Genomic DNA, 15,894 nt, shown 5'->3' with positions numbered 1-15,894 from the left:
AGTCGCCTACGTTGGGCGACAGCACAACTTGTCAGTGTCAAGATTGGAAACCTCGAAATGGCCCCTTTGATCACCCTGCTGGTGAGCACCATTGCCGCGCGCAGCATCGGCCTGCTCGGCTGGTCTGGCCACGCCTACGTCGACAACTGGACCGCGGCGCTCGCCGTCGGCCTGGCGGCGATGTTCATGCTGACGGGGTTCGCGCACTTCGCGCCCGCGCTGCGCCGCGACCTCATCGCGATCGTGCCGCCCCGGCTGCCCGCCCCGGGCTTCCTGGTGACCATCACCGGCCTGTTGGAGCTGCTGGGTGCCGTGGGCCTGTTGATTCCGGCGACCCGGTTCGCCGCGGCGGCGTGTCTCCTGGTGCTGATGCTGGCGATGTTCCCCGCCAACGTCTATGCCGCGCGCATGCCCGATCCGCCCAAGTCGATGACGACGAAGCTACCTCTGCGGGTCGCCATCGAGATCGTGTTCCTGGCCGCCGCCGTAGCGGTCGTGGTCGGCAGCAGCTAGCAGCCACGCATACTGGAAAGCCGTTTCCTGCCAAGCCTTATAGCGACCGCTGACGCCGCCGTGTCCCGCGTTCATCTGAGTCTTCAACAGCACCGCGTTGCCGTCGGCGTTGGCGTGCCGCAGGGCGGCAACCCACTTGGCCGGCTCGACGTAGTACACCCTGGTGTCGTTCAACGATGTCATCGCCAGGATGTCCGGATACTGTTTGGTTGCGACGTTCTCGTAGGGCGAATAAGACCTCATATATTCGTAAACGGTCTTGTCGCTCAACGGGTTTCCCCATTCATCCCACTCGGTGACCGTCAGGGGAAGCGAGGGATCGAGGATGGTCGTCAGGGGGTCGACGAACGGGACCTGCGCCAGAATTCCGGCGAAGAGCTCCGGTGCCAGGTTAGCGACTGCGCCCACCAGCAAACCGCCGGCACTGCCTCCCAGCGCCACCAACTGGTGCGGACGGCTCAGGCCCGAGTCCACCAGATGCCTTGCCACCGAGACGAAATCGGTGAAGCTGTTCTTCTTCTCCAGCAGCTTGCCATGCTCGTACCACAGCCGGCCCATCTCGCCGCCGCCGCGGACATGGGCGATCACGAACACCATGCCGCGGTCCAGCAATGACAACCGCGCGATGGAAAAGCTCGGGTCGGTGCAAATCTCGTAGGCGCCGTAGCCGTACAGCAGCGCCGGTGCCGGAAACTCGACGTCGGCGCGGTGCACGATCGACACCGGGACCCGGGTGCCGTCGTCCGCCGTCGCCCAGTCGCGCCGCTCGACGTAGTCGCCTGCCCGGTAGTCGCCGAGGACGGGCTGCTCGCGCAGCAATGTGCGCTCACCACTGGCGAAGTCGATGTCGTAGATCTGTGCCGGAGTGATCAACGAACCCGCTCTGATCCGCAGCTTGGGCGACTCCCAATTCGGATTACCGGCCAGCCCGCCCCACATCAGCTCGGAGTCGAAAGAAACTTCTTTCGGCTCACCGTAACTACCATCCACTCCAATGGGCCACAGCTGCAGCCGGGGCAATGCCGCACGCCGATAGCTGACCACGAGGTGGCCGGCGAACGCGTCCACTGCTTCGATGCGGACGTCGTCGCGGTGCGAGATCAAGGTGCGCTGTTGCGTGGGATCGCCGACGGGCGCCTCGGTGAGCGTAAAGTTCACGGCATCGTCGTTGTGCAAGATCAAGAATCGATCCCGCCCGCCGACCACTGCGTGCTCCACCGAATACTCGACGCCGGCGCGGCGCGCCAGCACCACGGTGAACGTCGCATGTGGGTCCGCGGAATCGGCGTAGCGCATCTCAGAGGTGATGGACGACCCAGCCGCAATGAACACGTACTTCTCGCTTCTGGTGAGTCCCACCCCCAGCCAAAAACGTTCGTCCGCTTCGTGATACACCAGCTCCGACGGCTCGCCGGACCCGAGCCGATACCGCCACACCCGATCGGGACGGTGGGCGGCATCCAGGGTCAGGTAATACACGGTGCGGTTGTCGGCCGCCCACGTCGCTCCCGCCGCAATGTCGGCGATTTCGTCGGCGTACTGCTCTCCGGTGCGTAAATTCCTGAACCGCAGGGTATAACGCTCATCGCCGACGACGTCGACCGAGTATGCGAGCAGGTTGCCGTCCAGGCTGACCGTGGCGGCGCCCAGTGCGAAGAATTCGTGGCCCTCGGCTTCGATGTTCGAGTCGAGCAATACCTGTTCCCCGGGGATCTCGGTGCTTTCATCGAGAACCGGCGGATCCCAGTCATCGGGATTGGTTATCGGGCAACGGCACTGAACGCGATACTGCTTGCCTTCGAAGGTGCGGGCGTAGTACCACCAATCACCCTGCCGAGTCGGCACGGAGAGATCGGTTTCCTTTGTCCGCGACTTGATCTCATCGAATATCCGCCCCCGCAGTGGTGCGAGGTGATCGGTCATCCGATCGACGTAGTCGTTTTCGGCCTCGAGGTGGGCGATGACTTCCGGATCGTCTTTGTCGCGCAGCCATTCATACGGGTCGATGAAGACGTCGCCGTGGTGCTCCCGGCGGGTCTCGACCCGCTTCGCCGCGGGTGGAGACGGTGGCAGGGGCAGCGCGGGTGAACTTCCCATCATGCGCCCGTCCCGATCCAATCATCGAAGCGCAAGCCCGAAATCCGTTCGTAGGCATCGATATAGCGTGCGCGGGTGGCCTCGATGATGTGGTCCGGCAGCGGGGGCGGCGGTTGTGAGCCGTGCCGGTCCCAGCCGGACTCGGGACTTGTGAGCCAGTTGCGGACGAATTGCTTGTCAAAGCTGGTCTGGACCACACCGGCCCGGTAGTCCTCGGCCGGCCAATACCGCGAGGAATCCGGGGTGAAGATTTCGTCGGCCAGCAGCAGGTTGCCGTCGCAGTCGGTGCCGAATTCGAACTTGGTGTCGGCGATAATGATTCCCTTTCTGAGGGCGTGATCGGCGGCCTGGACATAGATCTGCAGGGTGCGGTCGCGCAACTGGTTGGCGCGCACCGCACCAACCAGCTCGACCACCCGGGCGAACGAGATGTTTTCATCGTGCTTTCCGAGTGCCGCCTTCGTCGCCGGGGTGAACAGCGGCGCCGCGAACTTGCTCGCTTCGACCAGACCCGGCGGCAGCGCGATGCCGCACACCTTGCCGGTCGCCTGGTAATCCAAAAGTCCCGATCCGGTCAGGTAACCGCGAGCCACACATTCGACCGGGAGCATGTCCAGCTTCCGCACGACCAGGGCGCGGCCAAGCACCTCGTCGGGGATGCGGGGATCGTCGGGGGCGCCGGCCAGGTGGTTGGGGATGTCGGTGAATTCGGAGACCAGACCGAAGAAGAAGACGCTCATTGCGGTCAGGATGCGGCCCTTGTCCGGGATCGTGCTGTCAAGGACGTAGTCGTAGGCCGAGATCCGGTCGGTCGCCACCAACAACAGGTGCCGGTCGTCGACGCAGTAGATCTCGCGGACCTTGCCGCTGGCCACGTGCCGGTAGTCGGACAGTGCGGGACGCATCGGGTCAGCGTAACGGGCGCCGCACCTCCAGACCTGTGCTGGTATTGCGGTATGACGCCGGTGACATCGCGAATTCTGCCCTATGCCACGAGACCCGCCCGGCTGGCGGCCCAGATTGTCAGCGATCTCGCCGTCTTGGTATGGACCGCGATATGGGTGCTTGTCGGCCTGGCCGTGTACGACGCCATCGCGACGATCTCCGAAGCCGGCCGGCAGGTAGAGCACGGCGCGAACGGGATCGCGGGCAGCCTGGCATCCGCCGGTCATGGCGCGCAGCGCATCCCGGTGGTCGGTGATGCGGTCAGCAAGCCGCTCACCTCGGCCAGCGAGGCTGCCCTCGACATCGCGAATGCCGGGCACAGCCTGGACACCACGGCAAGCTGGCTGGCGCTGCTGCTGGCGGTGGCCGTGGTCGCTGTGCCGATCCTCATCGTCGACATGCCGTGGCTGGTCCTGCGTCTCCGGTTCTTCCGGCGCAAATGGGCGGTCACCGGGCTGGCCGCCACCCCGGCCGGCGAACAGCTGCTGGCGCTGCGGGCATTGACGAGCCGGGCGCCACGAAAACTCGCGGCGATCAGCGCGGATCCCGTCGGAGGATGGCGACGTGAGGATCCGACGGTCATCCGGGCACTGGCGGCGCTGGAACTACGGTCGGCCGGAATCACGATCCGAGCGCGCTGAGCCCAGGGCTCGCCACAAGCGCAGCAGTCCGGCGACGACGACGATCAGCCATGCCGCCAACGCGTCCCAGAAGAACACCAGCGAGGCGGTGGCCAGCGAGGGCCGGTGGATCTCGGCGGCCATCGCGTAGGTGGCGGCGGAGTACGTGCCCAGCGGGAAGACCAGCGCCCACCACACACCCGCGAAGCGCAGAATTGTAGGGCGCCGGCCGATGCGGCGCAGGCCGAAGAAGACCAGCGGCGGTATCCAGAGCGTGGCCGCCGCCCAGGTGAACACCGTCACCCCCAGCACCGGCCCGGCCAACCAGGCGGGCGCCGCGGCGTGAATATCCTGAATGTCCAAGCCGGCCAACGTCCCAATGGCCAAGCCCCCCATGAGGATCCAGCTATCCGGCGCGAAGCCTTCACGATGCTGGCGTTCGTTGACTGCACGCCACAGGATCAGCCAGGTCATCAGAAGGTAAATGCACAGCGCCCCCGCCCAGACCGGCACCGCCAGCCAAAGCCACCAGTGGTCGTGCCGCGCGAGCGTCGCCGCCACGATCGCCATGCCGGCCGTGCCCACGCTGGCCAGTTCCCAGGCGCCGTGCGCGCGGTCCCGCAACGCTGTGCAGCGGCATGCCGACATATTTCGTGCGGTGAACAGCGTCAACACAACCCAGGCCGTCAGGGCCACCACACCGAGGACTCGTAACACGACTCGGTGCGACGCGAGCCGGCTGTCCAGCACCGCGCAGGCGGCCACAAAGGTGAACAGTCGAAGGGTGACATCGGGGTCACCGAAATCCCAGGACCGGAGCGCCCCGGTGACGAGCGCCAGCGCGATGAGGACCAGCAGAGCCACGGTGGCCAGGACGCCCAAAGTGTCACTGACCACCGGGTAGTGGTGATCGCGCGCGCCGATCGACAGGATCCCGGTGGCCATCACCGCCGCGAACATATCGGGTGACGGCTCGAGATTGCCCAGCCTGATCGTCACCGCTCCGCGAGTAGCTCCACGACCAGATGCCGGATGCCGGTATGCCGGTTGCTGCGGGTCCATTCGACGGGCCCGACCACCCGCACCGCGGAATATCGCGACAACAGCTCCTCGAACAGCACCCGCAGTTCCAGCCGGGCCAGATTGGCGCCCAGGCAATAGTGCACGCCCTGGCCGAAACCCAAGTGCGGATTGGGTTTCCGGGTGATATCGAATTCGTCGGGGTGTGGGAAAACCGCGGCGTCCCGGTTGGCCGAGCCCTCCCAGATCTGCACCTTCTGTCCCGCCTCGATCGACTGTCCGTCGAGCGTGACGTCCCGCGTGGCGGTGCGACGCTTCGACGGTGACGGCGAGGTCCACCGCACCATCTCCTCGACCGCGGTCGGCAACAGGTCGAAATTGCCGCGCAGAGAAGACAACTGGTTCGGATGGTCGGCGAGGGCCAGCAGTCCACCGGCGACGGCATTGCGCGTCGTCTCCGCACCGGCGCTGAACAGCAGGCTGAAGAACAGGTACAGCTCGAGGTCGGACAATCCGGGCTCGTTCGCAACCACCGACAGCATGTCGTCGGTGGGTTTCGCGCGCTTGGACGCGATCAGCTCCTGACCGTAGGCGTACATTCGCGAGCCGGCTTCTTCGACCGAGAGCTGCGACAGGGAGGCCTTGCGCGACCCGCCGAAGTCGAACTGTGGCTCGATGGCCTGAAAAAGCCAATGACGTTCGGATTCGGGCACTCCCAGCAGGATGCAGATCATCTGCATCGGCAGTTCGGCGGCGATATCGACCAGAAAGTCGAATGGTTCGCCGGGCACCACGGCATCCAGCAGCCGGCGCGCCCGGGCCCGCAGATCGTCCTCGACCAGACCGATCATGCGCGGGGTCAGCCCCGAGCTGACGAGGCGGCGGATCTGCGAATGCCGCGGGTCGTCCATCATGTTGAGCACCTGGCCAGCAATGGCGAGGTCCTGCAACAACGTGCCGCCGAAGGGTCGCCGGCCGCCGGTGACCGACGAGAAGGTGGCCGGGTCACGAAGCACCGCAAGCGTTTCCGCATAGGTGGCGACGGACCAGAAGCCCTCACCGTCGGGCGTGTTGTCGGTGGGCTCGTGCCAGTAGACCGGCGCCTCGCGCCGATGGATCGCGAACAACTCGTGCGGGAACCCGTTGGCGAAGTTGTCCAGATCGGTGAAATCGATCCCCGACAGCGCACCGGCGAGAGTCACAGGATGGCACCCGGGGTGTACTTGGCCGCGTCCGGATAGCGGCTCACCAGCGCGTCCACCATCGCGACCATGTCGTCCACCTGATCACCGGCGGCACCGGTGAACGCCTTCCGGTCGGCCAGTGCCGCGTCGAGAGCGGCCCGGTCGAGCGGCAGCCGCGGATCGGCGGCCAGCCGGTCGAGCAGGTCCGGCTCGGCGCCGTGTTCTCGCATCGCCAGCGCCGTCGCCACCGCGTGTTCGCGGATCACGTGGTGGGCGGCCTCGCGACCCATGCCGGCGCGCACCGCCGCGATGAGCACCTTGGTGGTCGCCAGGAACGGCAGGTAGCGGTCCAGCTCGCGGCCGATCACCGCCGGATAGGCACCGAACTCGTCAAGCACCGTCAGGAACGTCTCGATCTGCCCGTCGATGGCAAAGAAGCTGTCCGGCAAGGTCACTCGGCGCACCACGGAGCAGAAGACATCGCCCTCGTTCCATTGGGCGCCGGCCAGTTCGGCGGCCATCGAGGCGTAGCCGCGCAGCACCACCTGTAGTCCGTTGACCCGCTCGCAGCTTCGGGTGTTCATCTTGTGCGGCATCGCCGACGAACCCACCTGTCCGGGCGCGAACCCTTCGGTGGCGAGCTCGTGTCCGGCCATCAGCCTGATGGTATGGGCCATCGACGACGGCCCGGCGCCGAGCTGCACCAGCGCGGAGATCACCTCGTAGTCCAGCGAGCGCGGATAGATCTGCCCGACGCTGGTCAAAACCGTTGCGAAGCCCAGAAAGTCGGCGGTGCGGCCCTCGAGTTCGGTGAGCTTGGCCGGGTCGCCGCCGAGCAGGTCGAGCATGTCCTGCGCGGTGCCCATCGGGCCCTTGATCCCGCGCAGCGGATACCGGTCGATCAGCTCGCCGATCCGGCCCAACGCGATCAGCGTCTCCTGCGCCGCCGAGGCGAAGCGCTTTCCCAGAGTCGTGGCCTGCGCGGCGACGTTGTGGCTGCGCCCGGCCATCACGAGGTCGCGGTAGGTCACCGCCCGCTCGGCAAGCCGCGCCACCACCGCGATGCCGTGGGAGAACACCAATTCCAGCGACCGCCGGATCTGCAGCTGCTCGACGTTCTCGGTCAGATCGCGACTGGTCATTCCCTTGTGCACCTGCTCGTGGCCGGCCAGCGCGTTGAACTCCTCGATCCGGGCCTTGACGTCGTGGCGCAGCACCCGTTCGCGCTCCGCGATCGAGGCCAGGTCGACGTCCTCGAGCACCCGCTCGTAATCGGCAATGGCGTCGGGAGGGACATCGACTCCCAATTCGGCCTGCGCCCGCAGGACGGCCAGCCACAGCCGCCGCTCCGCGACGACCTTGGCCTCCGGCGACCAGATCGCGACCATCTCCGCGCTGGCGTATCGCGTGGCCAGGACGTTCGGAATGCTCACAAGGAAGTAGCTTACGGTCGCGGCGGCCCGGTCTTCGATTCGCCGACCGTAACGTGGCGGCGAGAAATCGGGCAGCCAGTCGCCCTGGCGTGACATTCGACGTCGCCCGCGCCGCCCTACGCAGCGCCCTACGCTGAACGGATGTTCTTCGCCGGCGTGGATCTGGCCTGGGGCACTCGCAATCCAAGCGGTGTCGCGGTGGTCGACGACGACGGCAGGCTGGTGCACCTGGGAGCGGTCCGTGACGACGCCGCCGTGCTCGACGCGTTGTCGCCCTACCTGCGCGGCGATTGCGTCGTCGCCTTCGACGCGCCGCTGGTGGTGACCAACCGCACCGGCCAGCGACCCGCCGAGGCCGCACTCAACCGCGACTTCCGCAGGTTCGAAGCCGGCGCGCACCCGGCCAACACCGGCCGACCGGAGTTTGCCGGGACGCCGCGCGGTGCGCTCCTGGCCCGTGCGCTCGACCTCGACATGAACCCCCGATCAACGGCCACCCGCCGCGCCATCGAGGTCTATCCGCACCCGGCGACCGTGGTGCTGTTCGGCTTGGCGCGCACCCTCAAGTACAAGGCCAAGCCGGGCCGCGACCTCGCCGGCCTCAGGTCGGAGCTGCTACTGCTGATGGACGGCATCGAGAAGCTCGCGCATGCGGCGGTGCCGCTGTGCGTCGCGGCCAGTGACGACTGGACGGCGCTGCGCCGTCGGGTGCACAACGCGCAACGCAAAAGCGAGCTGCGGCGCGCCGAAGATCCGGTGGATGCCGTCGTGTGCGCCTACGTCGCGTTGTATGCCCAGCGCTGCCCGGCCGGCATCACGATCTATGGCGACTTCGCCACCGGGTACGTCGTGACGCCTTCGCTGCCCGCTTAGCCGGATCAGATCCGGACGGGCCGCTCGTCGATGGGCGCGAGCACGTCGATGAGGTCGACCACGGTCGACATCGCCGCCGTCGCGGGGTCGCGACCCTCGACCAGGGCGGCGACCACCGAACCGTCGACCGCGCAGATCAGGGTGCAGACCAGCTCGATGTGCACCGTACGGCCCGACTTTTCGATGGCCTCTGCGACGGCCTCCGCCCGCTGGCGCAGGTTGCGCCGCATGGTTCCGCGCAATGCCGGCAGGCGTGTGCAGGCGATATGGCGCTCGTATCGCGAGATCAGCTGCTCGGCCAGTCCCGGGGCGGCGATGTCGCCCACCAGCAGATCGACGAGCACCTCGGCGGTGGTCTCGGGCCCGCGGCGGCGCCGGGAGAGGTCGTTGACCCGTGCGCGCAGCTGCGCCACCTCGATCATGCCGATGTGTTCGACGGCGCAGGCGATCAAATCGTCGAGAGACGAGAAGTAGTAGGTGGTGGAGGCCAGCGGCAGGCCGGCCCGCCTGGCAACCGCCCGGTGGCGCACGGCTTCGAACCCGCCTTCTGCAAGCAGCTCGGCGGCGGCGCTCACGAGCGCATACCGTCGACGTTCTCCTTTCGGAGTTACCGCTGCAGTCACGACTAGCCATCGTGCCAGCAAAAGTGGTACTGCATTGCCATTTTTAACAAAAGGCCTGGCATGATGGCCCGCATGCCCGATATGAGCCGCCGCGCGCTGCTCGGCCTGGGTGCGAGTGCGACCGTCGGCGCCGTGGGCGCCTATGCGCTCGACCTCCTGCTTCACACCCGCACCTCGCACGCCGCGCCTGCCACTGCGGTCTCCACGGCCGGTACCCAACGTCCCTTGGCGCCCGCGCCGAGCGCGCCCCTCGAGCCGACCCCCACGATGGTGACGGGCTCGTTCGTCTCGGCGGCGCGGGGGGGCGTACCGACCAACTGGGCAATCGCGCGTCCACCCGGTCAGACCAAGCCGCTGCGGCCGGTGATCGCGCTGCACGGCAAAGGTAGTGACGCGTCCACCGTGATGGCCGGCGGCGTCGAGCAGGGTCTGGCTCAGGCCGTCAACGCCGGGCTGCCACCGTTTGCGGTGGTCGCCGTCGACGGCGGCGGCAGCTATTGGCACAAGCGGGCCTCCGGCGAGGACGCGGGCGCCATGGTGCTTGGGGAGCTGATCCCGATGCTCGCCGGCCAGGCGCTGGACACCTCGCGGGTGGCCTTCTTGGGCTGGTCGATGGGCGGCTACGGCGCACTGCTGCTCGGCGGCCGCCTGGGGCCGGCACGGACCGCGGCGATCTGTGCGGTGAGCCCCGCGCTGTGGCTGTCCCCCGGGGCTGCCGCGCCCGGCGCATTCGACGGCCCCGACGATTTCGCCGCGAACTCGGTGTTCGGGATGCCGGCCCTGGCGTCGATCCCCATCCGGGTGGACTGCGGGGACAGCGACCCGTTTTATGCCGCCACAAAACAGTTCATCGCTCAATTACCCAACCCGCCGGCCGGCGGTTTCTCGCCCGGCGGTCACAACGGCGAGTTCTGGAGCTCGCAGCTTCCGGCGGAACTGACGTGGATGGCGCCGCTGTTGACGGCCTGATGATGCTCGGGCCGCGGACGTAACGCCATTGCGAAAAATGTCGTCGAAGATCGCAACGGCGTTACGCTCGCGACGGTGACCACTCCCTTCGGCTGGAACTTCCCCTACGCCTGGCCGCGAAAGCCTGTCCTCGGGTCGAACGTCGTATGCACGTCGCAACCCCTTGCCGCACAAGCGGGTCTACGCATGCTCGCCGAGGGCGGCAACGCCGTCGACGCGGCGATCGCCACCGCGGTCACGCTCACCATCGTGGAACCGGTGTCCAACGGCATCGGGTCGGACGCCTTCGCGATCGTCTGGGACGGTCAACGGCTGCACGGGCTCAACGCGTCCGGTCGTTCCCCCGCGGCGTGGACACCAGAGTACTTCGGCGGCAACCCCGTCCCGGCGCTCGGCTGGAATTCGGTGACGGTGCCCGGCGCGGTGTCGGCCTGGGCGGAGCTGCACGCCAAGTTCGGAAGGCTCCCGTTCGCCAGGCTTTTCGAGCCGGCAATCTCTTACGGCCGCAACGGGTTCCTGGTGTCACCCACGATCGCGGAGCAATGGAAGGCCCAGGTGCCGGTGTTCAAGGACCAACCCGGCTTCGCCGATGCGTTCATGATCCGCGGACGGGCGCCGAAAGCCGGTGAAACAATCCGACTTGCGGATCACGCAGCAACTCTGGAGCAGATCGCGGCAACGCATGGCGAGGCGTTCTACCGCGGGGAACTGGCCGCCAGACTTCAGGCGCACGCGTTGGACCACGGCGGGGCCATGCGCTGCAGCGACCTGGCGGCGCACCGCGCGGACTGGGTCGGCACCATCGCGGCCCCCTACCGCGGGTACACCGTCCACGAGCTACCGCCCAACGGGCACGGGATCGTGGCGCTGATCGCGCTGGGAATCCTTGAGCATTTCGACATGTCCTCGCTTCCGGCCGATTCCGCGGACAGCGTGCACTTGCAGATCGAGGCGGTCAAGCTGGCTTTCGCGGACGCGCAAGCCTATGTCGCTGACATCGACCATATGACTCTGCGCCCGCATCGCCTGCTGGACAAGGACTATCTGAGCCAGCGGGCGAAGCTGATCGACCGCTCACGGGCGAAGCCGGCGACCGCCGGCGCCCCGGGAGGCGGGACGGTGTATCTGACTGCCGCCGACGCCGACGGCCTAATGGTGTCGATGATCCAGTCCAACTACCAGGGATTCGGGTCCGGCGTCGTGGTACCCGGCACCGGCATTTCACTGCAGAACCGCGGCATGGATTTCGCTTGCGACGAAGCCCATCCCAACTGCGTCGGGCCGAACAAGCGTCCGTATCACACGATCATTCCCGGCTTCGTCACCCGAGAGGGCGCGCCGGTGATGAGCTTCGGCGTGATGGGCGGCTATATGCAGCCACAGGGCCACGTGCAGGTGATGGTGCGCATCGCCGATCACGGTCAGAACCCGCAAGCGGCGTGCGACGGTCCACGGTTCCGGTGGGTGCACGGCATCCAGGTGGTTTGCGAACGGGGCTTCCCGGCTGCGACGCTCGACGCACTCGAGCGGCGCGGCCACGAGCTCATCGCCGTCGACGATCACAGCACATTCGGCAGCTGCCAGGCGATCTGGTGCCTGGAAGACGGATATCTCGGGGTGAGCGATCCCCGTCGCGACGGCCAGGCCGTCGCCTTCTAGATACGGACCTTGCCCTCCGCGGCCGATAATGCGATGTCACTTCGAAAGTGACTGCCGGGCAACTTGATTGAACCAATGGTGTAGTAGGCCTGCTCACGCGCGGCGGCCAAGTCGGCACCCGTGCCGACCACGGAAAGCACCCGGCCACCCGAGGAGACGATCGCGCCGTCGTCGCGCCGGGCCGTCCCGGCGTGCAGCACGCCCTCGGCTTCCGAACCGACGACGACGTCTCCGACCCGCGGCCGTCCTGGGTAGTTCTCGGCCGCCAGCACCACCGTTACGGCCACTCCCTCACGCCACCGCAGCTCCCCGAAATCGGCCAGCCTGCCGGTGCCAGCGGCGTACAGCAACTGCCCGAGCGGCGAGTCCAGCAGGGCAAGCACGGCCTGCGTCTCCGGATCCCCGAAGCGGCAATTGAATTCGACGACCGCCGGCCCTTTCGCAGTGATCGCCAGCCCCGCGTACAGCAGCCCACAGAACGGACTGCCACGCCGAACGAGCTCGGCCGCAACGGGTTCGGCGATCTGGCTCACCATGTGCCGGTACACGTCATCGGGCAGCCAGGGAAGCGGCGCGTAGGCACCCATGCCGCCGGTATTCGGCCCGGTGTCGCCCTCGCCCACGCGCTTGAAGTCCTGTGCGGGCAACAGCGGGACCACGGTGTTGCCGTCCACAACACAGAACAGCGAAACTTCGGGTCCGTCGAGGTAGGACTCCAGCAGCACCGGATGGCCCGCTTCGAGCAGCCCGGCTGCGTGGGCGCGGGCGGCGTCGCGGTCCGCAGTCACCACCACTCCCTTACCCGCGGCCAGGTGGTCGTCTTTGACCACCCAGGCCGGGTCACCCGACGGCGGTCCAAACCGATCCAGGGCCGCATCCAAACGTCCTGGGCTGTCGACGATTTCGCTGGCGGCCGTGCGCACACCGGCCGCGGCCATGACCTCCTTGGCAAATGACTTGGAGCCCTCGATGCGAGCGGCGTCTCGGCCGGGGCCGAAGCAGACGAACCCGGCCGCGCGCACCGCGTCGGCCACCCCCAGCACCAGCGGCAGCTCCGGACCGATGACCACCATGTCGGCCCGCACCTCGCGGGCCAGGGCGACCACCTCCTCGCCGGAGGTGATGTCGACGTGGTGCTGCTCGGCCAGCCGGGCGGTGCCGGCGTTTCCCGGAGCAATCGCCAGCCCCGATACCTGAGGGTCTCTGCGAAGCGCCAGCAGCAGCGCATGCTCACGGGCACCGGAACCGATCACCAGGATGCGCACGACACGTCAGAGTAGCCGTGCGCCCGGCCCCCGCCTACAGGGCCTGGTAGATCAGCCGGGTGTATTTGCGGGTGCGCTCCGTCCCGGCCGGCGTGACCTGTCCCATCTTGTTCATCACGTAGGCGAAGGTGGTTCGGCAGTACGGGTTCATGACTGCCATGGACCCTCCCCAGCCGCCCCAGTAGCAGACCTTCTCGTCGGGGATATCCGGCACCGCCTCGGCAAGCGGCAGCGCGAAGCCGATGCCCCACCGTGCCGGCATGGCCATCACCAGATCCGTGCCATTGGCTTGCTCTTCGAAGATCAGGTCGACGGTCTCCTGGCGCAGTAGCTGTACTCCGTTCGCCATGCCGCCCAAGGAGATTGGCGAAAGCGCGCGGACCAGCGACCGTGCGTTACCGTGGCCGTTGGCCGACCCGATCTCGGCGCGCCGCCATGCGGGCGTCTCCGCAGCCAACGCGGAGTCGGGAGTGGGCGGCATCGCGGCGAAGGTTTTGCGCATCGGATGGTCGTCCGGCACCGCGTCCAGTGGGATGTCCAGCGGTGGCGGCGGAATGAGTTCGGCGATGCGGGACTCGTCGTCGGGTCGGGCGCCGATCTGGAAGTCGGCGCCCAGCGGCTCGGCGATCTCTTGGCGCACAAACTGTTTCAGCGTCTTGCCGGTGGTCCGGCGGACCAGCTCGCCGACGAGGTGGCCGATGGTCACGACGTGGTAGCCGGAGGCGGTCCCCGGTGGCCACCACGGCGCCTGCGCGGCGAGTTGCGCCGTCGCTTTTTCCCGGTCGTAGATGTCCTCGAGCGTGAAAGGCATCTCCCAGCCCGACACGCCGGAGGTGTGGCTCAGGACGTGGCGCACCTGGATGTCCTGCTTGCCGTTGGCGGCGAACTCCGGCCAGTATCTCGCGACCGGCGCGAACGGATCCAGCAGCCCGCGGTCGACGAGCATCAGCGCCGCCAGCGCGGTCACGTTCTTGGTGCTGGAAAAGACGTTGACGATGGTGTCTTCCGACCACTCCCGGGTCTTCGCTCTGTCGGCATGCCCGCCCCAGATGTCGACGACAAGCTCGCCGTCGATGTCGACGGCGATGGCGGCGCCGAGTTCTCCACCGTTAGTGACTTCTTCGGCCAGCCCCGCAACGAGAGCCTCGAAGCGGCGGTCATAATGGCCGTGCAGCACGCCCGTCGTGAAATGAGCATCGATGAGTGTCTGGCTGTTCATCCGACCTCCTGTATTGGAGAACATTGGCCGAAAGGCTTAGACCATCGAATGCGTCGGGTGGAAGTTTAGGCGTTTCCACCAATGTTTGCTGCAGGTAAGCGCAGCACGCTGGCTAGCATGGCCCGGACCGACAGACGCGCACCTCTGAATCGGCGCGACGTGGGTCTCCCGATCAGCTTGCGGATCGCCTGCGCACCGGTAACGTGCAACTCCGCGCGGCGTGCGAGCGCATCTCACCCACGTCGACTCCGAGCTGGATCGGAGTTCGAGACTTCGACTCGCCCAGGACGTTTCGCGGCCGCCCGACGTCAATCTCCTTCGTCGTCGTCGGGTGCCAGCAGCTTTTCGGGGTGCCAGTAGGCGTTGGTTCTGGGTTGACCCCAGTCCAGGTGCGGGGGTGGGATCCATTCGGTCTCGCCGCGGGCGTTGGTGCGGGTGGTCCAGCCCTTTTCGGCGAGCCTGTTGTCCGGGCCGCACGCCAGCGTCAGGTCGTCGATGTCGGTGCGGTGCGTGGTGGTCCACCCGGTGACGTGGTGGACTTGGCTGTGGTAGGCCGGTGCGTCGCAGCCGGGCTTGGTGCAGCCACGGTCCTTGGCGTACAACATGATTCGCTGCGCGGGAGAAGCCAATCGCTTCGTGTGATACAGCGCCAGCGGCCTGCATCCGTCGAAGATCGCCAGGTAGTGATGCGCGTGGCCGGCCCAGCGGATCACATCCGAGATGGGCACCAAGGTGCCGCCACCGGTGAGCGCTTTGCCGGTGGCGGCTTGCAGGTCTTTGACGGTGGCGGTCGCCACGATCGACACCGGCAGCCCGTTGTGGCGACCCAGCTCACCCGAGGCGAAAAGGGCGCGCAGCGCGGCCAGGAATGCGTCGTGATTGCGCTGGGCTTGGGATCGGTGGTCACGGCGCACCGCATCCTCGTCGGGGGTCGCATCCACCACCGGGGTCTCGTCCTCGGGATTGCATGCCCCCGGCGCGGCCAGCTTGGCCAGCATTGCCTCGATGGCCGCGCGCAATTCGGGGGTCACCAGGCCGCTGATCCGTGACATGCCGTCGAATTCTTGGTTTCCCAGCGTGATACCGCGCTTGCGGGCTCGTTCGGCGTCGGTCAACTCGCCGTCGGGATTGAGCCAGTCCATGATCCGCTGGGCGTACTTGGCCAACTCGTCGGGCCGATACTCTTTTGCTTTATCGGCAAGATCCGCCTCGGCGGCCTCGCGGGTCGACAGGTCCACCTCGGCGGGCAGGTGGGCGAAAAAGCCGCGGATCACCTTGATGTGCCCGTCACCGATCAAACCCTCTCGCTGGCCGGTCGCGGTCGCGCTCAGCTGCGGGGCCAGCGGCTCGCCGGTCAACGCCCGCCGTGCACCCAAATCGGCGGCCTCGTCGATGCGCCGGCCCGCCTCGGGCTTGGTGATCCGCAACCTATCGGCCAACGCCGAGCGCAGCGTGCCACCCAGCTCTTCTTCAC

At 67.2% G+C, this 15,894-nt stretch carries 14 protein-coding genes; 5 read left to right on the top strand and 9 right to left on the bottom strand.

What is annotated here, in order from left to right:
* The first annotated feature begins 57 nt into the window (after positions 1-57).
* The gene (locus JO059_RS20870; RefSeq protein WP_293322265.1) at positions 58-513 is read left to right on the top strand and encodes a DoxX family protein; all 456 of its coding nucleotides are present in this window, start codon (positions 58-60) and stop codon (positions 511-513) included.
* Here the strand turns inward: JO059_RS20870 and JO059_RS20865 are convergent.
* Both JO059_RS20865 and JO059_RS20860 read right to left on the bottom strand, forming a co-directional pair.
* Positions 442-2,610 carry a S9 family peptidase gene (locus JO059_RS20865; RefSeq protein ID WP_293322263.1) on the bottom strand — a complete coding sequence of 723 codons (2,169 nt, stop codon included), beginning with the start codon at positions 2,608-2,610 and terminating at the stop codon, positions 442-444. The genes JO059_RS20870 and JO059_RS20865 overlap by 72 nt on opposite strands.
* The gene (locus JO059_RS20860; protein ID WP_293322260.1) at positions 2,610-3,515 is read right to left on the bottom strand and encodes a phosphoribosylaminoimidazolesuccinocarboxamide synthase; all 906 of its coding nucleotides are present in this window, start codon (positions 3,513-3,515) and stop codon (positions 2,610-2,612) included. Before JO059_RS20860 ends, JO059_RS20865 begins: the two co-directional genes overlap by 1 nt.
* Positions 3,516-3,575: 60 nt before the next feature.
* On the opposite strand from JO059_RS20860, the gene JO059_RS20855 reads away from it, so the two are divergent.
* Positions 3,576-4,196 carry a hypothetical protein gene (locus tag JO059_RS20855; protein ID WP_293322311.1) on the top strand — a complete coding sequence of 207 codons (621 nt, stop codon included), beginning with the start codon at positions 3,576-3,578 and terminating at the stop codon, positions 4,194-4,196.
* On the opposite strand, the gene JO059_RS20850 is transcribed toward JO059_RS20855, so the two are convergent.
* The 3 genes from JO059_RS20850 to purB are packed head-to-tail and all read right to left on the bottom strand — an operon-like array spanning position 4,161 to position 7,812.
* The gene (locus tag JO059_RS20850; protein WP_293322258.1) at positions 4,161-5,174 is read right to left on the bottom strand and encodes a tellurite resistance/C4-dicarboxylate transporter family protein; all 1,014 of its coding nucleotides are present in this window, start codon (positions 5,172-5,174) and stop codon (positions 4,161-4,163) included. The genes JO059_RS20855 and JO059_RS20850 overlap by 36 nt on opposite strands.
* Complete coding sequence (locus JO059_RS20845; RefSeq protein WP_293322256.1) at positions 5,171-6,397, bottom strand: cytochrome P450; 1,227 nt, start codon at positions 6,395-6,397, stop codon at positions 5,171-5,173. The genes JO059_RS20850 and JO059_RS20845 overlap by 4 nt, the downstream gene beginning before the upstream one ends.
* Positions 6,394-7,812 carry an adenylosuccinate lyase gene (gene purB / locus JO059_RS20840; protein ID WP_293322254.1) on the bottom strand — a complete coding sequence of 473 codons (1,419 nt, stop codon included), beginning with the start codon at positions 7,810-7,812 and terminating at the stop codon, positions 6,394-6,396. The genes JO059_RS20845 and purB overlap by 4 nt, the downstream gene beginning before the upstream one ends.
* A 141-nt stretch (positions 7,813-7,953) precedes the next feature.
* On the opposite strand from purB, the gene JO059_RS20835 reads away from it, so the two are divergent.
* Positions 7,954-8,685 carry a DUF429 domain-containing protein gene (locus JO059_RS20835; RefSeq protein ID WP_293322252.1) on the top strand — a complete coding sequence of 244 codons (732 nt, stop codon included), beginning with the start codon at positions 7,954-7,956 and terminating at the stop codon, positions 8,683-8,685.
* Between the two features lie 5 nt (positions 8,686-8,690).
* Here JO059_RS20835 and JO059_RS20830 read toward each other — a convergent pair whose 3' ends face one another.
* Positions 8,691-9,326 (bottom strand): TetR family transcriptional regulator, encoded by a 636-nt coding sequence (locus JO059_RS20830; RefSeq protein ID WP_293322309.1) that lies wholly within the window; start codon positions 9,324-9,326, stop codon positions 8,691-8,693.
* Positions 9,327-9,368: 42 nt separating this feature from the next.
* Here JO059_RS20830 and JO059_RS20825 point away from each other — a divergent pair, with 42 nt between their 5' ends.
* Together JO059_RS20825 and JO059_RS20820 are read left to right on the top strand one after the other, a co-directional pair.
* Complete coding sequence (locus JO059_RS20825) at positions 9,369-10,277, top strand: alpha/beta hydrolase-fold protein (RefSeq protein WP_293322249.1); 909 nt, start codon at positions 9,369-9,371, stop codon at positions 10,275-10,277.
* A 75-nt stretch (positions 10,278-10,352) separates the two neighbouring features.
* Positions 10,353-11,936: a gamma-glutamyltransferase family protein gene (locus JO059_RS20820; protein WP_293322247.1), complete on the top strand. Its 1,584-nt coding sequence runs from the start codon at positions 10,353-10,355 to the stop codon at positions 11,934-11,936.
* Here JO059_RS20820 and purD read toward each other — a convergent pair.
* The 3 genes from purD to JO059_RS20805 form a co-directional block, all read right to left on the bottom strand.
* Positions 11,933-13,201: a phosphoribosylamine--glycine ligase gene (purD, locus tag JO059_RS20815; protein WP_293322245.1), complete on the bottom strand. Its 1,269-nt coding sequence runs from the start codon at positions 13,199-13,201 to the stop codon at positions 11,933-11,935. The two genes, JO059_RS20820 and purD, sit on opposite strands and share 4 nt — an antisense overlap.
* A gap of 34 nt (positions 13,202-13,235) precedes the next feature.
* Positions 13,236-14,420, bottom strand: coding sequence for a serine hydrolase domain-containing protein (locus JO059_RS20810; RefSeq protein WP_293322243.1), 1,185 nt, complete (start codon positions 14,418-14,420; stop codon positions 13,236-13,238).
* 308 nt (positions 14,421-14,728) lie between these two features.
* Positions 14,729-15,894: HNH endonuclease signature motif containing protein (locus JO059_RS20805; protein ID WP_293322241.1), on the bottom strand; the 1,166-nt coding region annotated here is incomplete at its 5' end.

The organism is Mycobacterium sp. (assembly GCF_019247615.1).
GTDB lineage: Bacteria > Actinomycetota > Actinomycetes > Mycobacteriales > Mycobacteriaceae > Mycobacterium.
Note: the sequence above shows the minus strand (reverse complement) of the source record. Positions and strands in the feature narration are given on the sequence as shown.

Bases quoted from the DNA above. Each gene is read 5' to 3' on its own strand.
- JO059_RS20870 (WP_293322265.1), top strand. From the start codon at position 58: ATGGCCCCTTTGATCACCCTGCTGGTGAGCACCATTGCCGCGCGCAGC.
- JO059_RS20810 (WP_293322243.1), bottom strand. From the start codon at position 14,420: ATGAACAGCCAGACACTCATCGATGCTCATTTCACGACGGGCGTGCTG.
- JO059_RS20865 (WP_293322263.1), bottom strand. From the start codon at position 2,610: ATGGGAAGTTCACCCGCGCTGCCCCTGCCACCGTCTCCACCCGCGGCG.
- JO059_RS20835 (WP_293322252.1), top strand. From the start codon at position 7,954: ATGTTCTTCGCCGGCGTGGATCTGGCCTGGGGCACTCGCAATCCAAGC.
- JO059_RS20825 (WP_293322249.1), top strand. From the start codon at position 9,369: ATGATGGCCCGCATGCCCGATATGAGCCGCCGCGCGCTGCTCGGCCTG.
- JO059_RS20860 (WP_293322260.1), bottom strand. From the start codon at position 3,515: ATGCGTCCCGCACTGTCCGACTACCGGCACGTGGCCAGCGGCAAGGTC.